The organism is Paraburkholderia unamae, from assembly GCF_003268775.1.
GTDB classification, from domain to species: Bacteria; Pseudomonadota; Gammaproteobacteria; order Burkholderiales; family Burkholderiaceae; genus Paraburkholderia; species Paraburkholderia unamae.
This window is the reverse complement of record NZ_QLSU01000009.1, coordinates 70,956-93,796: the sequence shown is the minus strand read 5'-3', so window position 1 is coordinate 93,796 and position 22,841 is coordinate 70,956. Positions and strand designations below refer to the sequence as shown.

The following is a 22,841-nucleotide window of genomic DNA, read 5'->3' as shown; positions in this document are numbered from 1 at the left end:
ATCAGGCGCAGTCCACCGGCTCAGTGGCACTGCCGGTTCTCATAGAGTATCCAGTCGCCGCTTTTTTGCGCCACGGTCAGCGGGCAAACGGGGTTGGTCAACAACGCGTGCGGCAACGCACCCGACGTGCGCACGAAGAAGTACCGGTACTGGTCGCCGTGGTCGTTTTTCCAGTCGAATGTGTCCGGCAACCAGGCGAGCCGGTCCGCCGACATCGACAGCGTGCGCCGTTCGCGATACCGCACGGCCTGCGCCAGCGAATCCGCGAAATTGTAGTCAACCAGACCTTGCTTGTCGGCCTGATACCACGCGGCATAGTGCATGTAGGCAAGCGGATTCCCGGCGGCGGGGCTTACCGGGTCCATGGTCAGGATGAGCGCGCGTTGCGCGGGCTCCGCCGCGGCGAGCACCGTTTCGAACGAGGCGCTTTCCTTGGCGAAATTCAGCAGGCTTCGAGTCTGGATGCCAAAAAACACGATGCAGACCAGGGCGAGCACGCCCTGGCAGGCGAAATCGCGGCGCTGCCGTGCGCCGGGCACATCATCGGCTTGCTCGCGGCGAACGAACACCAATGCATAGAACGGCAGCACATACAGCGCAAAGCGCTCGTAGAGAAGATGCGTGCTCATGCCGCTGCTCGGCACGAATGCCCACATGGCGAGCAGCACGCCCAGCGGCACGAACGCGGCCGGTTCCCGCCGGTTCAGGCGCAGGCCGAGCCGGTGCGCAGCCGCGAGCACAAGCAGCGTCGCGACGATCATCGGCCATCGGTAGTCGAACCCCGCGCCCCAGGTGAACATGAGAATCGAGGCGACCCGGTGCACGATTTGCAGTTGCAAGAAAGTGGGCACGTCCGCTGCGTAGGCCGATTGCGCATTGTGATTGGCAACGACATAGGCTGCGCACAGCAGAATGAGCGCTGCGTACGGCACGAGCGCCAGCAGGGTTGTTGGCAGCTTGCGGCCGCGGGCGCGCACGAGGACGAACAGGCCGCCGATTGCATTGGCAACCAGAAAAACCAGTCCGTGCGCAAAGAACAGCGCCGTTCCGGCCAGACACAGCCAGAACGACGTTGACCGCGTGGGCCGGTCGGCATGGCGCAGCGCCAACAGCAGATAAAGCAGGCCAAGCGGCGTCGCCACCACGAAGGTATAGAAGCCCCATTGCCAGGCAAGGCCGAAGAACCCCGGCACGAACAGCCAGTCGAGCCGCGCATCGCCATCGAAACGCCGGCGCAGCAGCACGCAGGCGAATACGAATGTGTAATAGCTGAGCGTCAGAGTCAGCTTGAGCGCTGCGCCAACCGACATCACGAGCGTGAATGGCAACGCGAAAAGATAGCCAAACAGATAAGGCGTAAACAGGTTGATCCGCATCATTTGATGCCAGGGCGACCGCCCGAGCACCAGGTCGTGCAACATCGCAACCTGCGCGGCATGCTGCGGAAGATCGACCAGCGGCGGCCTGGGCGCGATCCAGAACAGCAAGCCGCCATAGAGTACCGTCGCGACGAACAGGACCCGCAGCGTCAAGACGCGGCGAGCGAAGCCGATCAAGGGAAGTTGGCGCGGCAATAAAGCTGTGTTCATCGAATCCCTCTCGATTCCCTGGCATACCGGCATGACGCGCTGGCGCCGCGGTCAAGACATCGTTTCATTCTCGACGAGCCGTGGCACTGATCACCCGCTCCGGCAAGGGCCGATCCGCAAAAGCGGGCATGCGTCGACCGGCGACCGAAGCTCGCTGATCGGCCCCGGTTGCACGCGAAATACTAGGGCAATGCCCTGGTTCATTAAGTACGCGAACGAACATACCCGCGTGTCTCGGGCGAAGGCCGAAGGCCGCACGCACGCTGCCACGATGGCGCACAAGCCAGGCGGGCTCGCATGCGGGCGCTCACCTTGGGGCCGTTTCCAGTGAAACACAATATATTGATTTATATAATGTCTTTCGATAAAGTGAGAGATACCGTTCAGCCGTTGACTCTCAACAAACGCCGCGACACATGAACTCCCCGCTCACGCCCGACGCGCTCGCAGCACTGCGCGAATCGGCCGAAAAATGCTGCGCGCTGCTCAAGGCGCTCGCGCACGAAGACCGCCTCCTGCTGCTGTGCCACCTCACCGAAGGCGAGCGCAACGTGGGCGAACTCGAAGCACTGGCCGGCGTGCATCAGCCCAGCCTCTCGCAGCATCTCGGCAAGCTGCGCGACGAAGGGCTCGTTGAAACGCGCCGCGAGGGCAAGTACATCTATTACCGTCTCGCGAGCAGCGAGGTCATCCAGATCATGCAAACGCTTTCGAACCTCTATTGCGGTCACCTGAAGGGGCAAAAGAAGGAGCCAGGCGCATGAGCCTCGATCTCGTCCACTTCACGCCGCTCGCCTCGTTCGCGGGCGGCCTCATGATCGGCGCGGCCGCCGCGCTGTTCGTACTCGTGAACGGCCGCATCGCGGGCATCAGCGGCTTGCTCGGGGGGCTGCTGCCAGGCGCCGGCGGCGAGCGCGGCGTGAATGCGGCCTTCATCGCGGGGCTCGTTGCCGCGCCGCTGCTGTGGCGGCTGCGCGCCACGCTGCCCGCCATGCAGATCGACGCGCCGACGCTCACCCTGCTCGGCGCGGGCCTGCTGGTGGGGCTTGGCACCCGCTATGGGTCGGGCTGCACGAGCGGTCACGGCGTATGCGGCATCGCGCGCGGCTCGCGGCGCTCCTTCGTCGCCACGGGCGCGTTCATGGCCGCGGGCTTCGCGACCGTGTTCGCGGTTCGTCACATCCTCGGGGGTTGAGATGCGCAAGCTCAGTGCGTTCGCATGCGGTCTGCTGTTCGGCGTCGGCCTGCTCGTCTCGGGCATGGCCAATCCGGTCAAGGTGCTGGGGTTTCTCGATCTGGCCGGACACTGGGATCCATCGCTCGCCTTCGTGATGGCGGGCGCCATCGCGGTCGCCGCGCCCGCCTTCTGGCTCGCGCGCTCGCGTCAGTCGAGCCTTGCCGGCGCGCCCATGCAGTTGCCCGCCAACCGGCGCATCGATGCGCGGCTCGTGGGCGGCGCGCTGCTGTTCGGCGCGGGCTGGGGCCTTGCGGGCTTTTGCCCCGGCCCCGCGATTGTCGCCGCGGGCGCCGGCGAGCCGCGCGCATGGCTATTCGTCGCCGCGATGCTCACGGGCATGGCGATCTATGCCGCGCTGGAGCGCCGCCGCCGTTCGCCGTAGAGAGTGGAACCCGATGGCTCAGCCCTCGAAATCGAGCCCGCCGATCAGCACCTCCGGCTCGCCCTGGCTGCGCGTGGTGAAATCGACGGGACGCGCCGACTCCCACGAGGCCATCTTGCGCACAGTAGCTTCGAGGTAGTGCTCGAAGCGCGCCGCGCCGCCGGGCTCCATCAGGCGCTCGATTTCATCGGTGTCCCAGGTGAGCGAAACGTTCAGCGGCCAGGAATAAGGATGCCGGTGCTCGTTCGCGAGGCCGCGCAGGCGCACGCGCGTGGGGTGGCCGTGGCCGGCGTACGGCACGACATCCACCTGCACGGTCGGGCCGAACTGGCTCGCCAGCTTTGCCGCGATACGCGGTGCGAATTCTTCCTCGAACCGTTGAACGGCTTCGATGCTCATGCGCGGGGCACTCCACGGAGGATTGGCTGCGGGTAACGGAACGGTGCTGCGGTCCGCAGTTTGACCAGAATCAAACATCGCGAAGCGTCCTGGCATCCTACCGCGCCGCCCGCGCTTGAGCCAATGCGTGGCAGCCCTTCCTGCGCATCGCCGCCACGCTTTCCAGACCGGGTCGCGCCAGACCGGGTCGTGTCAAACCGGTCGCGTCACGCCCCGCCCCGTCAGGCCCGGCTGCGCTCGCGCGCGGCCACGAGGCTGCGCACGCCTTCGAGCGAGTACAGCACGAGCGCCATCCAGATCGCGGCGTAGCCCACCGCGCGCACCGCACCGAACGGCTCGCCGTAGATCAGCACGCCGGTGAGCAGTTGCAGCGTGGGCGTAACGTACTGAATGAGCCCGAGCATGGAAAGCGGAATGCGCCGCGCCGCCGCGCCGAACAGCAGCAGCGGAATCGCCGTGATCGGGCCGGACGCCGCGAGCAGCAGTTGCAGCGCGCGCGATGCGTGCGCGAAGTGGCTGTCGCCCGCGAGGCCCACGATCGTCAGGTAGACGATCGCCACCGGGAACAGCAGCACGGTTTCGAGCGTCAGGCCTTCGAGCGCGCCGAGTTGGGCGGTCTTGCGTAGCAGACCATAGCCGCCGAAGGTCACGGCGAGCGCGAGGCTGATCCAGGGCGGCGCGCCGTTTTGCCAGGTGAGCCACACGACACCCCCGGTCGCCACCGCCACCGCCGCCCATTGCAGCGGGCGCAGCCGCTCGCGCAGGAACGCGTAGCCGAACAGCACGTTGATGAGCGGATTGATGAAGTAGCCGAGGCTCGCCTCGACGATATGTCCGGCATTGACGGCCCAGATATAGATGCCCCAGTTGGCCGAGAGCAGCACGGCGCTCGCCACGAAACGCATGAGCAGGCGACGCTCGCGCAGCGTGGGGCCGAGCCAGCGCCAGTGGCGGCGCACGACGAGCACGGCCACCACGAAAACGAGCGACCACGCCATGCGGTGCGCGAGCATCTCGGGCGCGGGAATCTGATGCAGCGTCTTGAAGTAGACGGGGAAAAGCCCCCAGAGGACGAACGCCGCGAAGGCGTAGAGGATGCCGGGATTCATACGGAATGTGTGGTTTTTTGCGGCGCTTGGTGCCGAGCCTGTACAGCGCCGCGCACGGCCGCCGAAGGCAATGGCAAGGCGGGCGGCGCGCACGGGATTTCGCGCAACCCTGCGCCAAGCCGCCGGTTTTGCGACAATAGCGGATTTTCACCGCCAGCCTTGGCCGTTGTCCAGCCTGACGCGCCGCTTACGGCGCGCGCTGTCGAACACCCTGAGCGGCGGCGAAGCCCCCGAAGCCAGCCCCAGCCACACCTAACCCCCTGACCGGCCTCCTCGCGCGCGATGTCCTTACCCCATATCGATCTGCTGTATTCGCTGTCCGGCCTCTTCGTCGGCTTTCTGGTCGGCCTGACCGGCGTGGGCGGCGGCTCGCTGATGACGCCGATCCTCGTGCTGGTGTTCGGCGTGCACCCGGCCACGGCCGTGGGCACGGACCTGCTCTACGCGGCCGCGACGAAGTCGGCGGGCACGCTGGTGCACGGTCTGAAGGGTTCGGTGGACTGGCGCGTGACGCTGCGCCTTGCGGCCGGCAGCGTGCCCGCGGCGACGATCACGCTGATCCTGCTGCACCGCTATGGCATGGACACGCCGCGCGCGGGGCATCTGATCCAGGGCGTGCTGGGCGCGGCGCTCCTCATCACGGCCGTGGCGCTGATCTTCCGCCCGCAGCTCGCCGCGTTCGCCTCGCGCCACCGTCATGGGCCGGGCGAGGCGCGCACGCTCCTCTTCACGATCCTCACCGGCGCGGTGCTCGGCGCGCTCGTCTCGCTCACGTCGGTGGGAGCGGGCGCGATCGGCGTGACCGTGCTGCTGCTGCTCTACCCGGCGCTGCCCACGGTGCGCATCGTCGGCTCCGACGTCGCGCACGCGGTGCCGCTCACGCTGCTCGCAGGCGCGGGCCACTGGCTGCTCGGCTCGATCGACTGGCACATGCTGCTCTCGCTGCTGTGCGGGTCGCTGCCCGGCATCGCGATCGGCAGCCTGCTCTCTTCGAAAGCGCCCGAAAAGCTGCTGCGCGTGCTGCTCGCCGCCACGCTCACGCTGGTGGGCGCGCGGCTCGTCTTCGCCTGAGCGCCGCGAGTGCTCAGGCGTGCGGCGCCTGGCGGAAGAAGTTGCCGTTGAGATCGACCTCGAACTGGCGCAGCCACTGGCCGCGCGCATCGACGCGATAGGCCTGCGCCCACGCGCCGCGCCGCACGATCACCAGCTCACCGTGCTCGGGATCGTTCGGATCGGTCTCGCCGCGAATGTCGAAGTGAATCGGCGCGAAGCCGTGCCGCGCACAGGCCAGCTCGAAGGCCGCCCGGTCGACGAGCGGCAAGTCGGTATAGGTATGGATGGTCATGGCGATTTCCTGCTTTCCAGCGATGAGGCCGCGCTCGACCCCGGAAAGACGCGCGATAACCACGGTATACCCCGAATGGTGGGAAAACTGTGTGTCACTCCGCACCTGTACAACGCACTGCAACATCACAAAATCGCATGACGGGCGCGGCTTGCGCGCCAAAACGGCGGGCGGCGCGCCCCGACCCCGGACATACCCGGACATCGCCGGCCAGGCGCGCATGAAAAAGCCCCGGATCATGCCGGGGCTCGTTGCCTGCTGTTGCCGCTGGCGGCTCGCCGCCAGCGCCTGTTAGTGCGCTTGTTGGCGCACTCGTGACGGCACTTATTGCTGCATGACCGTCAGCTTGTTCGACACCGACTTCACGCCCGCCACGCCTTGCGCGACTTCGCCGGCCTTGTCGATCTGGCCCTGATCCGGCACCGAGCCGGTCAGCGTGATCGCACCGCCGTGCGAACGCACGCTGATGTTCGAAACGTCCACGCCCTGGGTCTTCGAGAGCGCCTTGCGCACCGTGTAGCCCAGCTTGCGGTCGGCCTTCTTGGCCGTGGTGGCCGGAGCGGCCGAGGTGGTGGCGGCGGGAGCGCTCGCCGTGTCCTGTGCATAGGACACGCTGCAAGCCACCGTCAGGCACAGTGCCGCGCCCAGCGTCTTCAGAATAGCGACCGATTTCATGTTTTCTCCTTGTGTCTTCACGTTGTTGCCTGCGTTATTGCCTGGAATAGGACCGTCGGTCCTGCCGACGGACGGCTCGCAGGCCGCCCGTCAGCCACGGTCTGACGGCTTCGTTACCACTACCGTTGGTGGCGCGCCACGCGCAATGCGCGCGTAGCCGGGCGCCACCAGGGTCTGGACGCCAAGCGAGAGGCAAGGATGGAGGACGTGCAAGGCCCGCCCGCGCGGGTCTGCGCCCGCTTGCTGATTGTGCTGATTGTTATGGCTTGATACTCGATGGCCCGATGCCCGCGCGCCTTGCGCTGGGAACGCGCTGCGAGCGTCGACGCCGCTTGCCAGGCACGGCTGGCGAACCACAATTTAGCCTGGCTGCGCCGCAAGCGCAAAGAGTTTAGCGCAGTGGCCTGTTGCATGCGCACAAGCAAGGCTGGCGAGGCACAGCGCGTGCCGCTGGGACGCCGAATCTCATGTACCATCGGCGCTCAGAGCCCGCGCGACGCGCCGATTTCCTGGCAACAGCCCGGCGGTCATGCGTCAGCGCCAACCCGTGACCCCCCAGGAACCTCCAGAGGCCCGCCCCACCCCGATGAAGTCCCGCACCGGCCGCAAACCTCCCCCCCGTCTCGTCGCGCGCTTCGTGGCGATATCGTGGCGCGATCTGGCCGTCTCGTTCGGTCCCATCCTGCTCATCAGCGTGGCCGCCATCTGGCTCGCGGTACGCCTCATCCAGCCCGCCCCGCCCAACACGCTCACCATGAGCGCCGGGCCCAAGGGCAGCACCTACTGGAACGACGCCCAGAAGTACAAGGCGATCCTCGCGCGCAACAAGATCACGCTCAACGTGCTCGAATCGGAGGGCTCGGCGCAGAACCTCCAGCGCGTGTCCGACCCGAAGTCGAACGTGGACGTCGCGTTCGTGCAGGACGGCATCGCGACCAAGGTGCCCGACGGCGTCGTCTCGCTCGGCAGTGTGGCCTATGTGCCGCTCGTCGTGTTCTATCACGGCCCCGTCGCCACGAAGCTCTCGCAGTTCGAAGGCCAGCGCCTCGCCATCGGCGCCGAGGGCAGCGGCACGCGCGAACTCGCGCTCACGCTGCTCAAGGCCAACGGCATCGAGCCGGGCGGCCCGACGAAGCTCTTGCCGCTCTCCGGCGATGACGCCGCGCGCGCGCTCGTGGCGGGCAAGATCGACGTGGCCATCCTCGCGGGCGACTCCGCGCAGCCGCCCGTGATGGGCCGCCTCATGCGCATGCCGGGCGTGCGCTTTTTCGACTTCGTGCAGGCCGATGCCTATGCGCGGCGCTTCCCGTACCTCACGGCCATCACGATCCCGATGGGGGCGTTCGACTTCGGCCGCAACCTGCCCGCCGCGCCGCTGCACTTCATCGCGCCCACGGCCGAGCTGGTCGCGCGCGACTCGCTGCATCCGGCGCTCTCCGATCTGCTGATCGAAGCGGCCAAGGAAGTGCACGGCCGCTCGACGCTCCTGCAACGCGCGGGCGAATTCCCCGCGCCGCGCGCCCAGGACTTCCCGATCAGCGCCGACGCCGCGCGTTACTACAAGTCGGGCAAGAGCTTCCTCTACCGCGCGCTGCCCTTCTGGGTGGCAAGCCTCGCCGACCGGCTCGTCGTGCTGCTCGTGCCGATCATCGTCGTGCTGATTCCGGGCTTGCGGATCGTGCCTTCGCTCTACGCCTGGCGGGTAAAATCGCGCATCTATCGCTGGTACGGCTCGCTGATCGCCCTGGAGCGCGCGGCGATGGCCGACAATTCGCCCACCGAGCGGCGGGCGCTGATCCGCCAGCTCGATTCGATCGAAGAGTCGGTCAACGGCATGAAAATGCCGCTCGCCTACGCGGAACAGTTCTACGTCTTGCGCGAACATATCGGCTTCGTGCGCGAGCGGCTTGCGGCGACGCGTGAGGCGCGCGCGCGCGAGGATGCCGAGGCCGATGCCGCCGCGCAGGACGACGCAGCCGAGGGCGCGGACAAGCCGGACGGGGAACCGCGCCACGCAAACGAAAGCGGCGGCGGCGATGGAAGCGGCAACGACACAGCAGGCGAGCGCACGCACTAGTGCTGCGATAAGTACATTGAACCTGAAAACGGGCCACTCGAAGAACGGCCCGCATAAAGCGCACAAGCAGCGCACAAGCGGAGAAACAACATGATCGACGGCATCGACGCCAACCAGCCAGCCTGGTTCTACGACTTCGTGTCGCCGTTCTCGTATCTGTTGCTGGAACAGCACGAGAAGTGGCCCGGCTTCGACTTCGTGCCGACGCCCGTGCTGCTCACGGAGCTGTACCGCCACTGGGGCCAGCCGCTCGGCGCCGCGATCCCGGCCAAGCGCATCTTCACCTACCGGCACGCGCTTTTTCGCGCGGAGCAACTCGGCATTCCGTTCAAGATGCCGCCCGCGCACCCGTTCGATTCGATCAAGCCGATGCTGCTCGCCATCGCGGCCGGCGGCGACTTCGCGTGCGTGCGCGAGATCTTCCGCTTCATCTGGCGCGAGGGCCGCGACCCGTCGAGCGAGGAAGGCTTCGAGCAGCTTTGCGAGCGCGTGGGCATTCCGCACGGCGAGTCGCTGATCGAAGAGGAATCGGTGCGTGCGCAGTTGCGCCGCAACACCAACGACGCGCTCGCGATGGGCGTGTTCGGCGTGCCGACGTTCTGGATGAACAAGCAGTTGTTCTGGGGCGAGGACGCGCTGCCGATGGTGCTGTACTGCGCACGCTCGCCGAACTGGCTCGACTCGCGCGAGGTCAAGCGCATCACCTCGCTGCCTTCGGGCATCGCCAGGGCCACGACGGCGACGGAATAACGGGGGGCGGCGGTGGCGGCCCCGACCGCCGCCGTCTGATCCCCGTCATACCACGCCCCCTATGGCGGCGGCGCGCGAGGCGGCTTATGGTTATGGCTGAGTCCGTGCGCGCCTTGCGCGCGCGCCTTTCCCCGCCACGCCCCCCATGGACGACGATACCGCCCTCTCCCTCGACATCTGGCTGGTGCGCGTGCTGCGCACGCTGCTGGTCGAGCGCAGCGTCACGCAGGCCGCGCTGCGCCTGAACCAGACCCAGCCCGCCATCAGCACGGCGCTGCGGCGGCTGCGCGAGATCCTGGGCGATCCGATCCTCGTGCGCGGCAAGGCCGGCATGGTGCCGACCGAGTACGGCGAATCGCTGCTGCAATACGCGCAGCGGGTGCTGCGCGACGTCGATTTCGTGGCCACGCCGCACGGCGACTTCGACCCGGTGCGCTCGAAGCGCACCTTTCGTCTGGCCGCGCCCGACTACCTGAACGACTTCTTCATGCCGACGCTCATCGCGCGCTTTCGCGAAACGGCGCCGGCGGCCCGCCTCGAGATCCTCTCGCTCTCGCCCACGCTGGACCACCATGGCGCGCTGGACGCGGGCGAGCTCGACCTCGTGATCGGCAACTGGCCGAAGCCCGATGCGCGTTTCGCGCGCAGCGACCTGTTCTCCGACAAGGTGGTCTGCATGATGCGCGCGGACCATCCACTCACGCGCCGCGAACTCACGCGCGAGGCTTATCTGGCCGCGCCCCATCTCGCGCCCACGCCCTACACGGGCGCGCACGCGAGCGCGATCGACCTGGGATTCGCGAGAGCGAAGGCCGAGCGCCGCATCGTCGCGACGCTCCCCTACTTCGGGCTCGTGCCGCAGGTGCTGCTGCAATCGGACTTGATCTTCACGACGACGCGCCGCTTCGCCCTGCACTACGCGAAGCTGCTGCCGCTTGCCGTGATCGACACGCCGATCGCCTTTCCGCGCATTCACTGCTATCAGATGTGGCATCCGCAGCCGGATAGACCCAGCGATGTGGGGTGGCTGCGAGGATTGATCGAGGACGTCTCCGGCACGTTGACGGCCGAGCGCACAGCGAAGCGCTCGCGCGCGAAGAAGCCGGCGCACGCGGCTGACGACGAAGCGCCCACGCCGCCTCTCGAAGCGGCGTAAACGCGGGCGGCGCGGTTGTGCTCGACGTTCACTCATGCAAACGGGCGCCTCGCGGCGCCCGTTTTGCTTGTGCGTTGCTTTTGCGTTGCTCGTGCGCTCGCTGCGATCAGGCGCGCGCCAGCTCGACCGTTCTCACCGCAGCCGGGCGCTGCGCCACCCGCATCTGCATGAGTTGCGCGGCCACGGCCACCGCAATCGACGAAGGGGCCTTGTCGACGATCCCCGTCACGCCGATCGGGCAAGTCATCTCGTCCAGGCGCTCCTCGGCCACGCCGCGCTCCATGAGTCGCCGCTCGAACTTCACGCGCTTCGTTTTCGAGCCGATCAGCCCGAACCACGCGAAATCGCGCCGCCGCATGATGCGCTCGGTCAGCTCGAAATCGAGCGCGTGATTGTGCGTCATCACGAGGAAGTACGCGCCGGCAGGCGCTTCGTCGACGATCGCGGCCGGCGTGTCGGTGGCTTCGATCTGCACGTTGGCGGGCACCTCGTCGGGGAACAGTTCGTCGCGCTCGTCCACCCATTGCACCACGCACGGCAGCATGCCGAGCAGCGTCACCAGCGCATGACCCACGTGGCCCGCGCCGAACAGCACGATATGCATGGGCCCGTAGTGCGGCACCGGCGTGCTGCGGCGGCCGATGATCACGCGCCCGGTTTCGTCCACGCGCACGCAATGGTCAGGATGCCGATTCATTTTGCAGCCCCCTCGCGCGCCATCGTCCGAACCGCGCGCACGCCCTTCAGGATTTCCTCGGCGGTGGCGGGCGCATTCATCGGCGGATTGAAGCGGTAGTCGGCCACGCTCGCCACGGCGTCGCGAATCGCGAAGAACACCGAGAACGGCAACAGCAACGGCGGCTCGCCCACGGCCTTCGAGCGATGGATACTGTCTTCCGCGTTGCGGTTCTTGAAGAGCTTCACGTTGAATTCGGCGGGCGTGTCGTTCACGGTCGGGATCTTGTACGTGGACGGCGCGTGCGTCATGAGCTTGCCGTCCGGCTTCCACCACAGTTCTTCCGTGGTGAGCCAGCCCATGCCCTGGATGAAGCCGCCTTCCACCTGGCCCACGTCGAGTGCGGGGTTCAGCGACGCGCCCACGTCGTGCAGCGCATCGGCGCGCAGCACGCGCATTTCGCCCGTGAGCGTGTCGATCACGACTTCCGAAACCGCCGCGCCATACGAATAGTAGTAGAACGGCCGCCCGCGCAACGTGGCCTGGTCCCAGTACAGCTTGGGCGTGGTGTAAAAGCCATCGGACCAGAGCTGCACGCGCGCGAGATAGGCCTTCGAAACCAGTGTCTCGAACGGCACGATCGTCTCGCCCACGATCACGGACTCGTTGGCAAAGATCACGTCGGCGGCGTTGACTTCGCCCTTGCCGTAGGTCGTCGCGGCGAGCGCGGCGAGGCGCTCGCGCAACTGGCGCGCCGCGTCCTGAGCGGCCTTGCCGTTCAGGTCGGTGCCGGTCGACGCCGCCGTGGCGGAGGTGTTCGCCACCTTGCTCGTGTCCGTCGCGGTCACGCGCACGCGGCCGAATTCGATGCCCAACTCATGCGCCACGACCTGCGCGACCTTCGTGTTCAGCCCCTGGCCCATTTCGGTGCCGCCGTGGTTCACGAGCACCGAGCCGTCGGTGTAGATGTGAACGAGCGCGCCCGCCTGGTTGAAGTGCGTGACGTTGAACGCGATGCCGAACTTCACCGGCGTGAGCGCGATGCCCTTCTTGAGCACTTCGTTGTTCGCGTTGAATTCGCGGATCGCCGCGCGCCGCGCGCGATAGCCGCTCGTCTCGGCCAGCTCGTCGATCAGCTCGTGAATGACGTTGTCCTCGATCACCTGGCCGTAGGGCGTCTCGTTGTTCTGCGTCTTGCCATAAAGGTTGCGGCGGCGCACGTCGAGCGAATCGAGGCCGAGCGAGCGCGCCACGTCGTCCATGATGTACTCGATCGCGAACGCGCCCTGCGGGCCGCCGAAGCCGCGAAACGCCGTGTTCGACTGCGTATTGGTCTTGCCGCAGAAACCGGCGATCGATACATCGGGCAGCCAGTACGCGTTGTCGAAGTGGCAAACCGCGCGCGTCATCACCGGGCCCGAAAGGTCGGCGGAAAAGCCGCAGCGCGAAGTCATGTCGACCGAAACGCCTTCGATCGTGCCTTGATCGTCGTAGCCCACTTCATACGTGTAGTGGAAATCGTGGCGCTTGCCCGTGACCATCATGTCGTCGTCGCGGTCGGGGCGCAGCTTCACGGGGCACAAGAGCTTCCATGCGGCGAGCGCCGCGCAGCACGCAAAGAGGCCCGATTGCGATTCCTTGCCGCCGAAGCCCCCGCCCATGCGGCGGCATTCCACGAGCACGTTGTGCGAGGCGACGCCCAGCACATGCGCGACGAGGTGCTGCATTTCGCTCGGGTGCTGCGTGGAGCACCACACGTGCATGCCGTCGTCGTCTTTCGGCACCGCGTAGGCGATCTGGCCTTCGAGGTAAAACTGCTCCTGCCCGCCCAGCAGCATCTCGCCTTCGTGGCGGTGCGCGGCGCGTGCGGCGCGCGTGGACGCCTCGCCGCGCGCGAGCTTCATCGGCGGCAGCACGGACTGGTTGGCGGCACGCGCCTGCTGCGCCGTGAGCACGGCGGGCAGTTCTTCGTACTGCACCTCGGCGCGGCGCGCGGCCTGGCGCGCCGTGTCGTGCGACGTCGCCACCACGATGAACATGGGCTGGCCCACGTACTGCACAACGCCGTCGGCAAGCACCGGATCGTCGTGGATGATCGGACCGCAGTCGTTCACGCCGGGGATGTCCTCGGCCGTGAGCACGGCCACGACGCCGGGCGTGGCGCGCACCTTCGCGAGATCCATCGAAACGATGCGCGCGTGCGGCTTCTGCGAAAGGCCGAGCGCGGCGTGCAGCGTGCCGGCCACGACCGGAATGTCGTCGGTGTAAGTGGCGCGCCCGCTCACGTGCAGATGCGCGGATTCGTGCGGACGCGAGACGTGCACTTGCGCGAAGGGCTCCCGCGCCTTGAGTTCGTCCAGGAACGGTTCGGCTTGCTGGTTCATTGTTTCGTTCTCCGTATGTCTCTTCCGGTTCCTGAATCTCTCAAGCCGTTTCCGCGGCGACGTTGCGCACGTTGACCGACTGCGGCGCGAGCGGGTTATGCGCACGCGTTTCGAGCCAGAAGCGGTACAGCGTGTTTTTCGCGGCTTCGAGGCGGTAGTCGCTCGTCGCGCGCATGTCGGAAAGCGGCGCGTAGTCGTTGCCGAGCGCGATCATCGCGGCCTGCGCCGTGGCCTCGTGCCATTGCGCGTCGGCGAGCACGCCTTCCGCGTGAGCCGCGCGCTTCGGCGTGGCCGCCATGCCGCCAAAGGCGATGCGCGGCTCGCGGATCACATCGCCGTCGGCGATATAGGCGAACGCGGCGCACACGGCCGAAATGTCCGAGTCGAAGCGCTTCGACACCTTGTACGTGCGAAAGCGCAGGTTCGCGCGCGCGCCGGTGCGCGTGGGCACCTTGAGCGCGAGCACGAACTCGTGCTCGGCCATGTCCTTCTTCTGGTACGCAAGATAAAGGTCTTCGAGCGGCATTTCGCGCTCTATCTCGCCGCCGCGCAGCACCACGCGTGCACCCAGGGCGATCAACCCCGGCATCGAGTCGCCGATGGGCGAGCCGTTCGCGACGTTGCCGCCGATGGTGCCCGCGTTGCGAATCGGCAGCGAAGCGAAGCGCTGCCACATCTCTTCGAGTTCCGGGTAGTGCTTCGCGAGTTCCGCATAGCCGCGCTCGACGCTGACACCCGCGCCGATCTCGATCCACGCGTCGCTCACGTCGATGTTGCGCATCGCGTCGACCTGGCCCACGTAGACGATGTCGCCAAGCTCGCGCATCTGCTTCGTGACCCACAGGCCGATGTCGGTGCTGCCCGCGAGGATGCGCGTATTCGGGCGCTCGGCCTTGATGGCGGCCAGCGCCTCGACGGTGCGCGGCGCGTCGTAGCGCTGGCCGCGGTGCGCGTAGTGGAAGGTGTCCTGGCGTTCGAGCGTGGCGAGCGTTTGCGCGAGCGCCTTCACGTCGATGGGCTGCTTCGGCGCGTCGGCCTGGAACATCTGCTCGGCGGCGTCGAGAATCGGCCGGTAGCCCGTGCAGCGGCACAGATTGCCCGTGAGCGCATTGGCGATCTCGTCGCGCGAAGGCACGCTGCAAGCGCCCTTTGCGCCGCAAGCGTGGCCACCCTGCTCATGGCCATGCTTCTCGTAGAGCGCCCACATCGACATCACGAAACCCGGCGTGCAAAAGCCGCACTGCGAGCCGTGGCAGTCGACCATGGCCTGCTGCACGGGGTGCAGCGAGCCGTCGGGCTGGCGCAGGTCTTCAACGGTGAACAGCGCACGGCCGTCGAGGGTCGGCAGGAACTGGATGCAGGCATTCACAGCCTTGAAGCTCACGCCGCCCGCCTCGTTGCGCTCGCCCACCACGACGGTGCAGGCGCCGCAGTCGCCTTCGGCGCAGCCTTCCTTGGTGCCGGTGCAGCGCGCGTCTTCGCGCAGGTATTGAAGGACGGTGCGGGTGACGCCCGCGTCGCTAACTTCGCGGATCGCGTTGCGGTGATAAAAGCGGATCGGCTGGCTCATGATTTCAGGCTCGTCGTTGGCTGCGGCTCGCAAAAGGCGTATGCCGCTCGAGTGGACGGTTCGAAAATTATCACTGCCAATATTGGCAACCCATAGCTACAGGAGCATGGGGGATATATCGTTGAATCGATAAATCGACGTGTTGCGGCGGCCGCACGCTTATGTTGAAGCGACTGGATTGCGTTAATTTCTTCTCGATTATCGTAAAACGGACATTACCATCTGACGATTTACCTGCCGGAAATGGCCAGGCGCCGCACGAACGGTCGGATCGAAAGGCGCCATTCGCGCGAAAAAGCGCCAACATCGCGCAATAGCGCCGCATCTCCAGGACGCCTCGAATGGGTCGCAAAGCCCGCCAAATCCGCGAAAAACGCGTGTTCCGCCGGCCGGAACAGCTTTTCAATTTCTGCATAAAAACCGGTTCCATGTGACAATCACGCCTTTCCCGCCGTTATCCATCCGCGTTTTCCCCATGTCCGCAGATTTGGCGCCCAGGCGCAACGCCGCATCGACGACCTTGCAGATCATTCCGGTCGTCTTTTTCACCTTCCTCTGTTATCTGACGATCGGCATTCCGCTCGCCGTGCTGCCGGGCTACGTGCATAACGACCTCGGTTTCAGCACCGTGGTGGCAGGTGCGGCGATCAGCGTGCAGTACATCGCCACGCTCTGCTCGCGCGCACTCGCGGGCCGCTCGGCGGACACGCTCGGCCCCAAAAAAACGGTGACGATCGGCCTGACGATCTGCGGCGCGAGCGGCGTGCTCCTGCTGCTCGGCACACTCGTCGATCACTGGCCTGGCCTCTCGCTCACGCTGATCGTGGTGAGCCGCCTGCTGCTCGGCTGCGGCGAAAGCCTGTGCGGCACGGGCGCGATTCTCTGGGGCATAGGCCGCGTGGGCACGGCCCACAACGCCAAGGTGATCTCGTGGAACGGCATCGCCACCTATGGCGCGCTCGCGATCGGCGCGCCGCTCGGCGTGGAGATGGCGCATTACCTCGGCTTCTGGATGCTCGGCATTTCGGTCATCGCCATGGCCGCGCTCGGTTTCTGGCTCGCACGCCCGATCGCACCGGTGCCCATCGTGCACGGCGAGCGCATGTCGTACCGCAGCGTGTTTACGCGCGTGCTCCCGCACGGCATCGGCCTCGCGCTCGGCTCGGCGGGCTTCGGCTCGATCGCCACCTTCATCACGCTGTTCTACGCGGCGCGCCACTGGCCCAACGCGGCCTTCACGCTCACCGTGTTCGGCCTGATGTTCATCGGCGCGCGCCTGTTGTTCGCCAACACCATCAAGCGCTTCGGCGGCTTTCGCGTCGCCATCGCCTCGTTCTCGTTCGAATGCGCGGGCCTCTTGCTGCTGTGGCTCGCGCCCACGCCGCAGATCGCGCTCGCGGGCGCGGCGCTCACGGGCTTCGGCTTCGCGCTCGTGTTCCCGGCGCTCGGCGTCGAGGCGGTCGGGCTCGTGCCGCCCGCGAGCCGCGGCGCGGCGCTCTCGGCGTACTCGGTGTTCCTCGATCTCTCGCTCGGCATCACCGGCCCGCTCGCGGGCTATGTCGCGAACCTGTTCGGCTATGGCTCGGTGTTTCTGTTCGCTGCGATCGCGGCGGCGGCCGCCGTGGCACTTTCGGTTTCGCTCCATCGCAAGAGCGTGCGCAGCGCCCAGGAAACGAAGGCCGAATAAAAAAACCGCATCCGGCGCACAGCGCCCGATGCGGTCCGAAGCCTCACCCACGGCGGCGGCCCCACGAGCCGCCGCCGCTTCCCTTCCCTACTTCTTCACGGCAGTCGGATCGAGCTTCTTGCCGGTTGCCTCGTTGTAGCGCTCCACATATTCCTCGGTGAGCTTGCGCACCGCGCGGCCGATCTTGCGGTAGTCGGACTCGTTGAGGTTGGCGAGCGACACACGCCCCGACGGATGCGGCGTGCCGAAGCCCTTGCCCGGCAGCAGCACCACGCGCGCCTCGGCCGCAAGGCGGAACAGCAGTTCGTTGGGCTTCACCTGCTTGAGCAGCCAGTCGACGAAGTCGCGCCCGAAGCGCTTCTCGCCCATGTATTCCATGTCGAGAATCGTGTAGTAGTCCACCTGATTCGGATCGCCCTCGGCATACGGCACGCCCATTTCCTCGAAGAGCGCGCGCTTGCGGTTGCGGATCAGGCGCTTCAGCGCGTTCTTGTACGCGTCCGGCGTGTCCATGAGCGAGAACAGCGAGAACAGCACCATCTGCACCTGCTGCGGCGTGGAGAGGCCCGCCGTGTGATTGAGCGCCACGGTGCGGCTGTCGGCCACGAGACGGTCGATGAACTTGAGCTTGTCCGGCTCGGTGGTGATCGACTCGTAGCGCTTGTGCAGTTCCTTCTTCTCGTCTTTCGGGAGCTTGGCGAGCGTATGGTCGAGCACGTTGTCGCGGTGCGTTGCGATCGCGCCCAGACGCCAACCCGTCGCGCCGAAGTACTTTGAGTAGGAGTACACGAGAATCGTGTTCTTCGGCGCGAGCGCGAAGAGCGAGACGAAGTTGTCGGCGAAGGTGCCGTACACGTCGTCGGTCAGGATGATGAGGTCCGGACGCTCCTTCACGATATCGGCGATGTATTCGAGGCTCGCGTCGTCGATCTTCACCGAAGGCGGGTTGCTCGGGTTCACGAGGAAGAACGCCTTGACCTTCGGGTCGCGCAGCTTGTCGAGCTCCTTCTTCGAATACTGCCAGTTGTTCTCCACGGTGGCGTCGAGATGCACCACGTTGAGCTGATAGTCATTGAGCTCGGGAATCTCGATGTAGGGCGTGAAGATCGGCATGCCGAGCGCGATGGTGTCGCCCGGCTTGATGAGGAAGTTCTCGCGCATCGTGTTGAAGATGTACGTCATGGCCGCCGTGCCGCCTTCCACCGCGAACACGTCGAACTCGCCCACGAACGGATGCTTGCCGATCATCTCGCGGCGCAGGTACTGGCCGACGATGATCTCCGAAAGCTTGAGCATGCGGTCCGGCACCGGGTAGTTGCAGGCGAGGATGCCTTCGCACATCTCATAGAGGAAGTCGCCCGCCGAAAGGCCGAGCTGGTCGCGCACGTACGACACCGCGCCCGCGAGGAACTTGATGCCGGGCTGGCCCTTGTTCTCGCGCACGAACAGGTCGAAGCGCTCGACGATACCTTCGCGCTGCGGAAAGCCGCCCACGCCTTCGGGCATGTAGGCGAACGAGCGCTCCGATTCGCGCATGGCGAACAGGCCCAGTTGCCAGAAGCCGTGGCGCGGAATGGTGGCAAGGAAGTTGGGGTTGCCGCGGCCCGCGTTGAGCATCGCGAGATTGGCGGGGCGCGCGGCCGCGCCGCCGCCGGCCGCCTTGATCAGCTCGTCCTTGAGTTCGAACGGGCTCAGTGCGTCGAGGCCGGACTTCTGCTTTGCGCCGCTGTCTTTAGCTTTCGTTGCCATGGTGTTCTCCATTGGTAGACGTGACGCGTGCCGTGCACCCTTCCTGCGCGTTTGCGCTCGCGCGCACCGGCCCGCGGTTTCGACAGATCAGGAAAGCGGACCGCCCGCACACGCGCGGCCCGCATCGACTTCATGTCATGCAAGACCGACCACGAGCGGCCCGAGCAGCGTGAGCAGCACGTTGGCGATCGCGTAGGTAATGGCGAACGGCACGGTGGGCACCGCGCTTTCCGCCTTGTCGAGAATGCCGCCGAAGGCGGGGTTCGCACTGCGCGAGCCGGACAGCGCGCCCGCCAGAATGGCCGCGTTGTTGTACTTGAGCACGTAACGGCCGAACAGCATCGTGAGGATGAGCGGCACGATCGTCACGACCACGCCCAGCAGGAAGATCGTGACCCCGCTCTGCTTGATCGTCACGACCGCCTGGAGGCCCGAGTTCAAGCCCACCACCGCGACGAACGCGGCGAGCCCGAAGTCCTTGAGCAACTGCGAAGCCGCCGGGGGCATCACGCCGTACATCGGGTGCTTGCCGCGCATCCAGCCGAACACGAGACCCGCAAGCAGGCAGCCGCCGCCCGAGCCGAGCGTGAGCGGAATGCCCGCCACGTTCACGACCAGGAGACCGATCAAGAGCCCGAGCACGAGGCCGACGCCCATGTAGATGAAGTCGGTCTTGTTGCTATAGGCCAGCTCGTAGCCGGCCGCCTGTACCGCGCGCTTGGTGTCGGTGGCGGTGCCGTAGATCGTCACGACGTCGCCGTGTTCGAGCTTCGTTTCCGCCAGCAGCGGCACAGGCTGGCCCACACGCTCGATCTTCTCGATGTACACGCCGTGGCGTAGATCGCGGTCCACGTTCTTGCGCACTTCGGCAATCGTGGTGTGGTTCATGCCCTTCTTCGTGAAGACGAGCTGGCGCGTTTGCATGACGAGGCTCATGCCGCCCGAGTCCGGCACTTCCGGCCCGATCAGCGCGCCCACTTCGACCATCTGCTCGCGGCGGCCCACGACGAGCACGAGGTCGTCGCGGCTCAGCACGAAGTCGGGCGTGGCGTCGAGCAGCTTGCCCGCGCGGCGGATCTTCTCGACCGCAACGAAGTCCTGCTCGGCCAGTTCGATCTGCTTGACGGTTTTGCCTGCCGCCGCTTCGACGCGGAACACGCGGCCGAACAGCTCGGGCAGCGCGGTGATCTGCCCCGGCCCCGAGGCGGCGCTGCCACCCGACATTTCGCGCTCGGCGTCGGCGGAGGCGTCCTTGAGGCTGCGGCCCATGAACTTCGGCAGGATGTTCACGCAGACGATGATGGCGCCGAGCGAGCCGAACACGTAGGTCACGGCGTAGCCGATCGCGACGTCGGCCTGCATGGCCTTCACCTGGTCGGGCGGCAGGCCCAGGCGCGCAATCGCGTCGCCGGCCGTGCCGATGATGGCCGACTGCGTCATGCCGCCCGCGGCGAGACCGGCGGCGAGGCCCTTGTTGAGGTGAAAGAGCTTCGCGCAGACGAGCACGGTCGCGAGGCCCGCGAGCGCCATGAACACGGCCATGGCGATCTCGCGCAGCGTCTTGCGGTTGAGCGAGTTGAAAAAGCCCGGGCCGGAGTCGTAGCCCACCGCGTAGATGAACACGGCGAACATCACCGCCTTCACGCCGTTGTCGACCGTGACGCCCACCTGGCTCACGACGACGGCGGCGAGCAGCGAGCCGCCCACCCCGCCTAACTGGAACTTGCCGAAGTTGATCTGGCCGATCCAGTAGCCGATCGCCAGTGATAAAAATAGCGCGATTTCCGGAGATTTGTGAAAGATGTCATGTAGCCATTCCATCATGCCCTCGCTTTGGGAAAGAACCGCCCGTTGCAGATGAGGATGACCGGCTCGCGCGACGCCTTGCGGCGCGAGGCCCGAACCGCCGGCCGATCTCAGCCAAACTTCGCCGCGAGCCCGACCACGACGGGCCCCATGAGCGGCAAGAGGATGTTCGACAACGCATAGGTGATCGTGTAGCCGATCACCGGAGTCGAGTTGCCCGTAACGCCGACGAGCGCACTGATCGCCGGCGTGCTGCACTGCTGGCCTGCAATCGCGCCGAGCAGCATCGGCGCTTCGAGCTTGAGAAACATGTGCCCGATCCAGAGTGAAAGGAGCCCGGGAATCAGCACCATCAGAATGCCGGCTGCGGGCAGCGCGAGGCCGTACTCGCGCACGAGCTTGATGGCGTCGGGACCGGCCGAAAGCCCCACGGCCGCGATGAAGGTCGCGAGTCCGAAGTCCTTGAGCACCTGCGCGGCCGCCGAAGGCAGCGAGCCGACCACCGGAAAATGCGAGCGCGCCCAGCCGAACAGGAGCCCGGTGAGGAGGCACCCGCCGCCCGTGCCGAGCACCAGCGAGACGCCGCCCACGTTCAGGCTGAAGCGGCCGATCAGCATGCCGAGCAGCACGCCGAGGCCGAGATAGACGAAGTCGGTTTTCTGGGTCTGCTGGATCACGTAGCCGAGGCGCTTCGCCCCGCGCGCCACATCCGAGGGCGCGCCGAGCAGCGTGAGCACGTCGCCGCGATGCACGACCGTGCCGGGCAGCGCGGGCACCGTGGTGTCGAGCCGCGTGATCGCGCCCACGTAAATGCCGCGCCCGGCTTCGGGCGCCGCGCGCTCGCGCATCTGCGCGAGCGTGAGGCCGTTGACGTCGCGCCGCGTGACCATCACGTCCACGCGCTGCGCGAGCAGATTGGTGAAGCCCTCGCCCGACACCTCTTCGCCCAGCGCGCCCGCGGCCTCGACCATCGGCTCGCGGCGCCCGGCGATGAACACGGTGTCGCCCGGTTGCAGCACGAACTGCGCGTCGGCCTCGATCTGGCGGCCCGCGCGCAGCACCCGCTCGATCGTGATGTTGTTGCCGAAGCGCGCTTCGAACGCGGCGACGGCCGTGCCCGCCGCAGGCCCCGCCAGGAACGCGCGCCCCACGAGCGGGGGCAGCGCGAGCCGCTGCCCTTCGTCGAGCGCGCCGTCGCCGCCGAGCTTGCGATACAGGCGCGCGGCCTCCTCGCGCAGATTCACGCGCAGGATGAGCGGCGCGACCTGGCTTGTGAACAGCACGATGGTGATGAGGCCAAAGAGGTAACTCACGCTATAGGCGGTCACGACGTGCGCCTGCAACGTGCTCACCTGGGCCTCGCTCAGGCCGAGCTTGGCGATCGCCTCGGAAGCCGTGCCGATCACGGCCGACTCCGTGGCCGCGCCCGCGAGCAGACCCGCCGCGGTGCCCGCGTCGAGCTTCATCGTGACGACGGCGATCATGATGAGCGTCATGACCGAGACGATTTCGATAATAGACAGGATTCCATAGCGCCAGCCGCGCCCGACGTTCGCGAAGAACTGCGGGCCGCCCGTGAAGCCGAGCGCGAAGATGAAGAGCGCGAAGGCGATATTCTTCAGGTCCGGCGCGATGCGCGCGCCGGTTTGCCCGAGCACGAGCGCGACGATCAGCGTGCCGCACACGCCCCCGAGCGATATTGGCCCAAAGCGGATCGAGCCAATCAAATAACCAAGCGCAAGGCTGATGAACAGGGCAATCTCGGGTTGGGACTTCAGCAATTCGACGATCATGTCTGGTCTGCGAATTTACGTTTTAGTTAGCCCGAAAGCAGCTTCGAAATTGGCGCTGAATGCGCATAAAAGAACATGCGCACGCCCGGCACGTGTTTATTGCTTCTATGCGCAACAGTTCTTTCGCATAGCAATAAAATCAGGACGCGTGCTAATTTCCGGCATTCGCCATTGCAGTGAATTTCCGGTCACGGACCGCTTGCAACTCACTGAAAACATGGACAAAACGGTTACAAATCTTGGCAGGCGTGTCAGACATCGATCCCTCGCGAGCTTGCATTGAATCGGGAAAACCGCTATCCGTAACACACGCACATTTGAAAGGTGCGACAGCACGTAACGCATTCGTCATTCAATTCCCATGCCAGATGAGTACTGAATCTTTTACAACCGCGAAACGCTGCTGCTTGTTGAGATAGATATTGTAATTCCCACGGACTGTCAATATGATTTTTGT

General features: G+C 66.2%; 20 protein-coding genes. 8 read left to right on the top strand and 12 right to left on the bottom strand.

What is annotated here, in order from left to right; genetic code table 11:
- Positions 1 to 20 precede the first annotated feature (20 nt).
- Positions 21 to 1,589 (bottom strand): hypothetical protein, encoded by a 1,569-nt coding sequence (locus C7401_RS16560; RefSeq protein ID WP_133254508.1) that lies wholly within the window; start codon positions 1,587 to 1,589, stop codon positions 21 to 23.
- Positions 1,590 to 2,005: 416 nt separating this feature from the next.
- On the opposite strand from C7401_RS16560, the gene C7401_RS16555 reads away from it, so the two are divergent.
- From C7401_RS16555 to C7401_RS16545, 3 genes are read left to right on the top strand one after another with little or no spacing between them, the layout of a single operon-like run.
- Positions 2,006 to 2,353, top strand: a complete 348-nt coding sequence (locus tag C7401_RS16555; RefSeq protein WP_112172487.1) for an ArsR/SmtB family transcription factor — start codon at positions 2,006 to 2,008, stop codon at positions 2,351 to 2,353.
- The gene (locus tag C7401_RS16550) at positions 2,350 to 2,784 is read left to right on the top strand and encodes a YeeE/YedE family protein (protein ID WP_112172486.1); all 435 of its coding nucleotides are present in this window, start codon (positions 2,350 to 2,352) and stop codon (positions 2,782 to 2,784) included. The genes C7401_RS16555 and C7401_RS16550 overlap by 4 nt, the downstream gene beginning before the upstream one ends.
- Before the next feature lies 1 nt (position 2,785).
- On the top strand, positions 2,786 to 3,208 hold the full coding sequence (locus C7401_RS16545) for a DUF6691 family protein (protein WP_112172485.1): 423 nt from the start codon (positions 2,786 to 2,788) through the stop codon (positions 3,206 to 3,208).
- Between the two features lie 18 nt (positions 3,209 to 3,226).
- On the opposite strand, the gene C7401_RS16540 is transcribed toward C7401_RS16545, so the two are convergent.
- Both C7401_RS16540 and rarD read right to left on the bottom strand, forming a co-directional pair.
- Entirely contained in the window at positions 3,227 to 3,607 is a 381-nt protein-coding gene (locus C7401_RS16540; RefSeq protein WP_112172484.1) for a DUF5594 family protein, read from the bottom strand.
- A 221-nt stretch (positions 3,608 to 3,828) separates the two neighbouring features.
- On the bottom strand, positions 3,829 to 4,716 hold the full coding sequence (gene rarD, locus C7401_RS16535) for an EamA family transporter RarD (RefSeq protein ID WP_112172483.1): 888 nt from the start codon (positions 4,714 to 4,716) through the stop codon (positions 3,829 to 3,831).
- 282 nt (positions 4,717 to 4,998) lie between these two features.
- On the opposite strand from rarD, the gene C7401_RS16530 reads away from it, so the two are divergent.
- Positions 4,999 to 5,787: a sulfite exporter TauE/SafE family protein gene (locus tag C7401_RS16530; protein WP_112172482.1), complete on the top strand. Its 789-nt coding sequence runs from the start codon at positions 4,999 to 5,001 to the stop codon at positions 5,785 to 5,787.
- A 13-nt stretch (positions 5,788 to 5,800) separates the two neighbouring features.
- On the opposite strand, the gene C7401_RS16525 is transcribed toward C7401_RS16530, so the two are convergent.
- Positions 5,801 to 6,061, bottom strand: coding sequence for a hypothetical protein (locus C7401_RS16525; RefSeq protein ID WP_112172667.1), 261 nt, complete (start codon positions 6,059 to 6,061; stop codon positions 5,801 to 5,803).
- A 324-nt stretch (positions 6,062 to 6,385) separates the two neighbouring features.
- Positions 6,386 to 6,736 carry a BON domain-containing protein gene (locus C7401_RS16520; protein ID WP_112172481.1) on the bottom strand — a complete coding sequence of 117 codons (351 nt, stop codon included), beginning with the start codon at positions 6,734 to 6,736 and terminating at the stop codon, positions 6,386 to 6,388.
- 586 nt (positions 6,737 to 7,322) lie between these two features.
- Here C7401_RS16520 and C7401_RS16515 point away from each other — a divergent pair.
- The 3 genes from C7401_RS16515 (at position 7,323) to C7401_RS16505 (ending at position 10,719) form a co-directional block, all read left to right on the top strand.
- Positions 7,323 to 8,813: a TAXI family TRAP transporter solute-binding subunit gene (locus C7401_RS16515; RefSeq protein ID WP_112172480.1), complete on the top strand. Its 1,491-nt coding sequence runs from the start codon at positions 7,323 to 7,325 to the stop codon at positions 8,811 to 8,813.
- Positions 8,814 to 8,903: 90 nt separating this feature from the next.
- Positions 8,904 to 9,563, top strand: a complete 660-nt coding sequence (locus tag C7401_RS16510) for a 2-hydroxychromene-2-carboxylate isomerase (RefSeq protein WP_112172479.1) — start codon at positions 8,904 to 8,906, stop codon at positions 9,561 to 9,563.
- Between the two features lie 145 nt (positions 9,564 to 9,708).
- On the top strand, positions 9,709 to 10,719 hold the full coding sequence (locus C7401_RS16505) for a LysR family transcriptional regulator (RefSeq protein WP_112172478.1): 1,011 nt from the start codon (positions 9,709 to 9,711) through the stop codon (positions 10,717 to 10,719).
- Between the two features lie 106 nt (positions 10,720 to 10,825).
- Here the strand turns inward: C7401_RS16505 and xdhC are convergent, their stop codons facing one another.
- From xdhC to C7401_RS44380, 4 genes are all read right to left on the bottom strand, one after another.
- Positions 10,826 to 11,416, bottom strand: a complete 591-nt coding sequence (gene xdhC / locus C7401_RS16500; protein WP_112172477.1) for a xanthine dehydrogenase accessory protein XdhC — start codon at positions 11,414 to 11,416, stop codon at positions 10,826 to 10,828.
- Positions 11,413 to 13,779: a xanthine dehydrogenase molybdopterin binding subunit gene (gene xdhB, locus C7401_RS16495; RefSeq protein WP_112172476.1), complete on the bottom strand. Its 2,367-nt coding sequence runs from the start codon at positions 13,777 to 13,779 to the stop codon at positions 11,413 to 11,415. The genes xdhC and xdhB overlap by 4 nt, the downstream gene beginning before the upstream one ends.
- Before the next feature lie 40 nt (positions 13,780 to 13,819).
- Complete coding sequence (gene xdhA, locus C7401_RS16490; protein ID WP_112172475.1) at positions 13,820 to 15,349, bottom strand: xanthine dehydrogenase small subunit; 1,530 nt, start codon at positions 15,347 to 15,349, stop codon at positions 13,820 to 13,822.
- Positions 15,350 to 15,579: 230 nt separating this feature from the next.
- Positions 15,580 to 15,786: a hypothetical protein gene (locus C7401_RS44380; RefSeq protein WP_146757933.1), complete on the bottom strand. Its 207-nt coding sequence runs from the start codon at positions 15,784 to 15,786 to the stop codon at positions 15,580 to 15,582.
- A gap of 38 nt (positions 15,787 to 15,824) precedes the next feature.
- Here C7401_RS44380 and C7401_RS16485 point away from each other — a divergent pair, with 38 nt between their 5' ends.
- Positions 15,825 to 17,036, top strand: coding sequence for an MFS transporter (locus C7401_RS16485; protein WP_112172474.1), 1,212 nt, complete (start codon positions 15,825 to 15,827; stop codon positions 17,034 to 17,036).
- A gap of 87 nt (positions 17,037 to 17,123) precedes the next feature.
- On the opposite strand, the gene C7401_RS16480 is transcribed toward C7401_RS16485, so the two are convergent.
- From C7401_RS16480 to aspT (C7401_RS16470), 3 genes are all read right to left on the bottom strand, one after another.
- On the bottom strand, positions 17,124 to 18,785 hold the full coding sequence (locus C7401_RS16480; RefSeq protein ID WP_112172666.1) for a bifunctional aspartate transaminase/aspartate 4-decarboxylase: 1,662 nt from the start codon (positions 18,783 to 18,785) through the stop codon (positions 17,124 to 17,126).
- 135 nt (positions 18,786 to 18,920) lie between these two features.
- Entirely contained in the window at positions 18,921 to 20,606 is a 1,686-nt protein-coding gene (aspT, locus tag C7401_RS16475; RefSeq protein WP_112172473.1) for an aspartate-alanine antiporter, read from the bottom strand.
- A gap of 95 nt (positions 20,607 to 20,701) precedes the next feature.
- Positions 20,702 to 22,384, bottom strand: coding sequence for an aspartate-alanine antiporter (aspT, locus tag C7401_RS16470; protein ID WP_112172472.1), 1,683 nt, complete (start codon positions 22,382 to 22,384; stop codon positions 20,702 to 20,704).
- Positions 22,385 to 22,841: the final 457 nt, after the last annotated feature.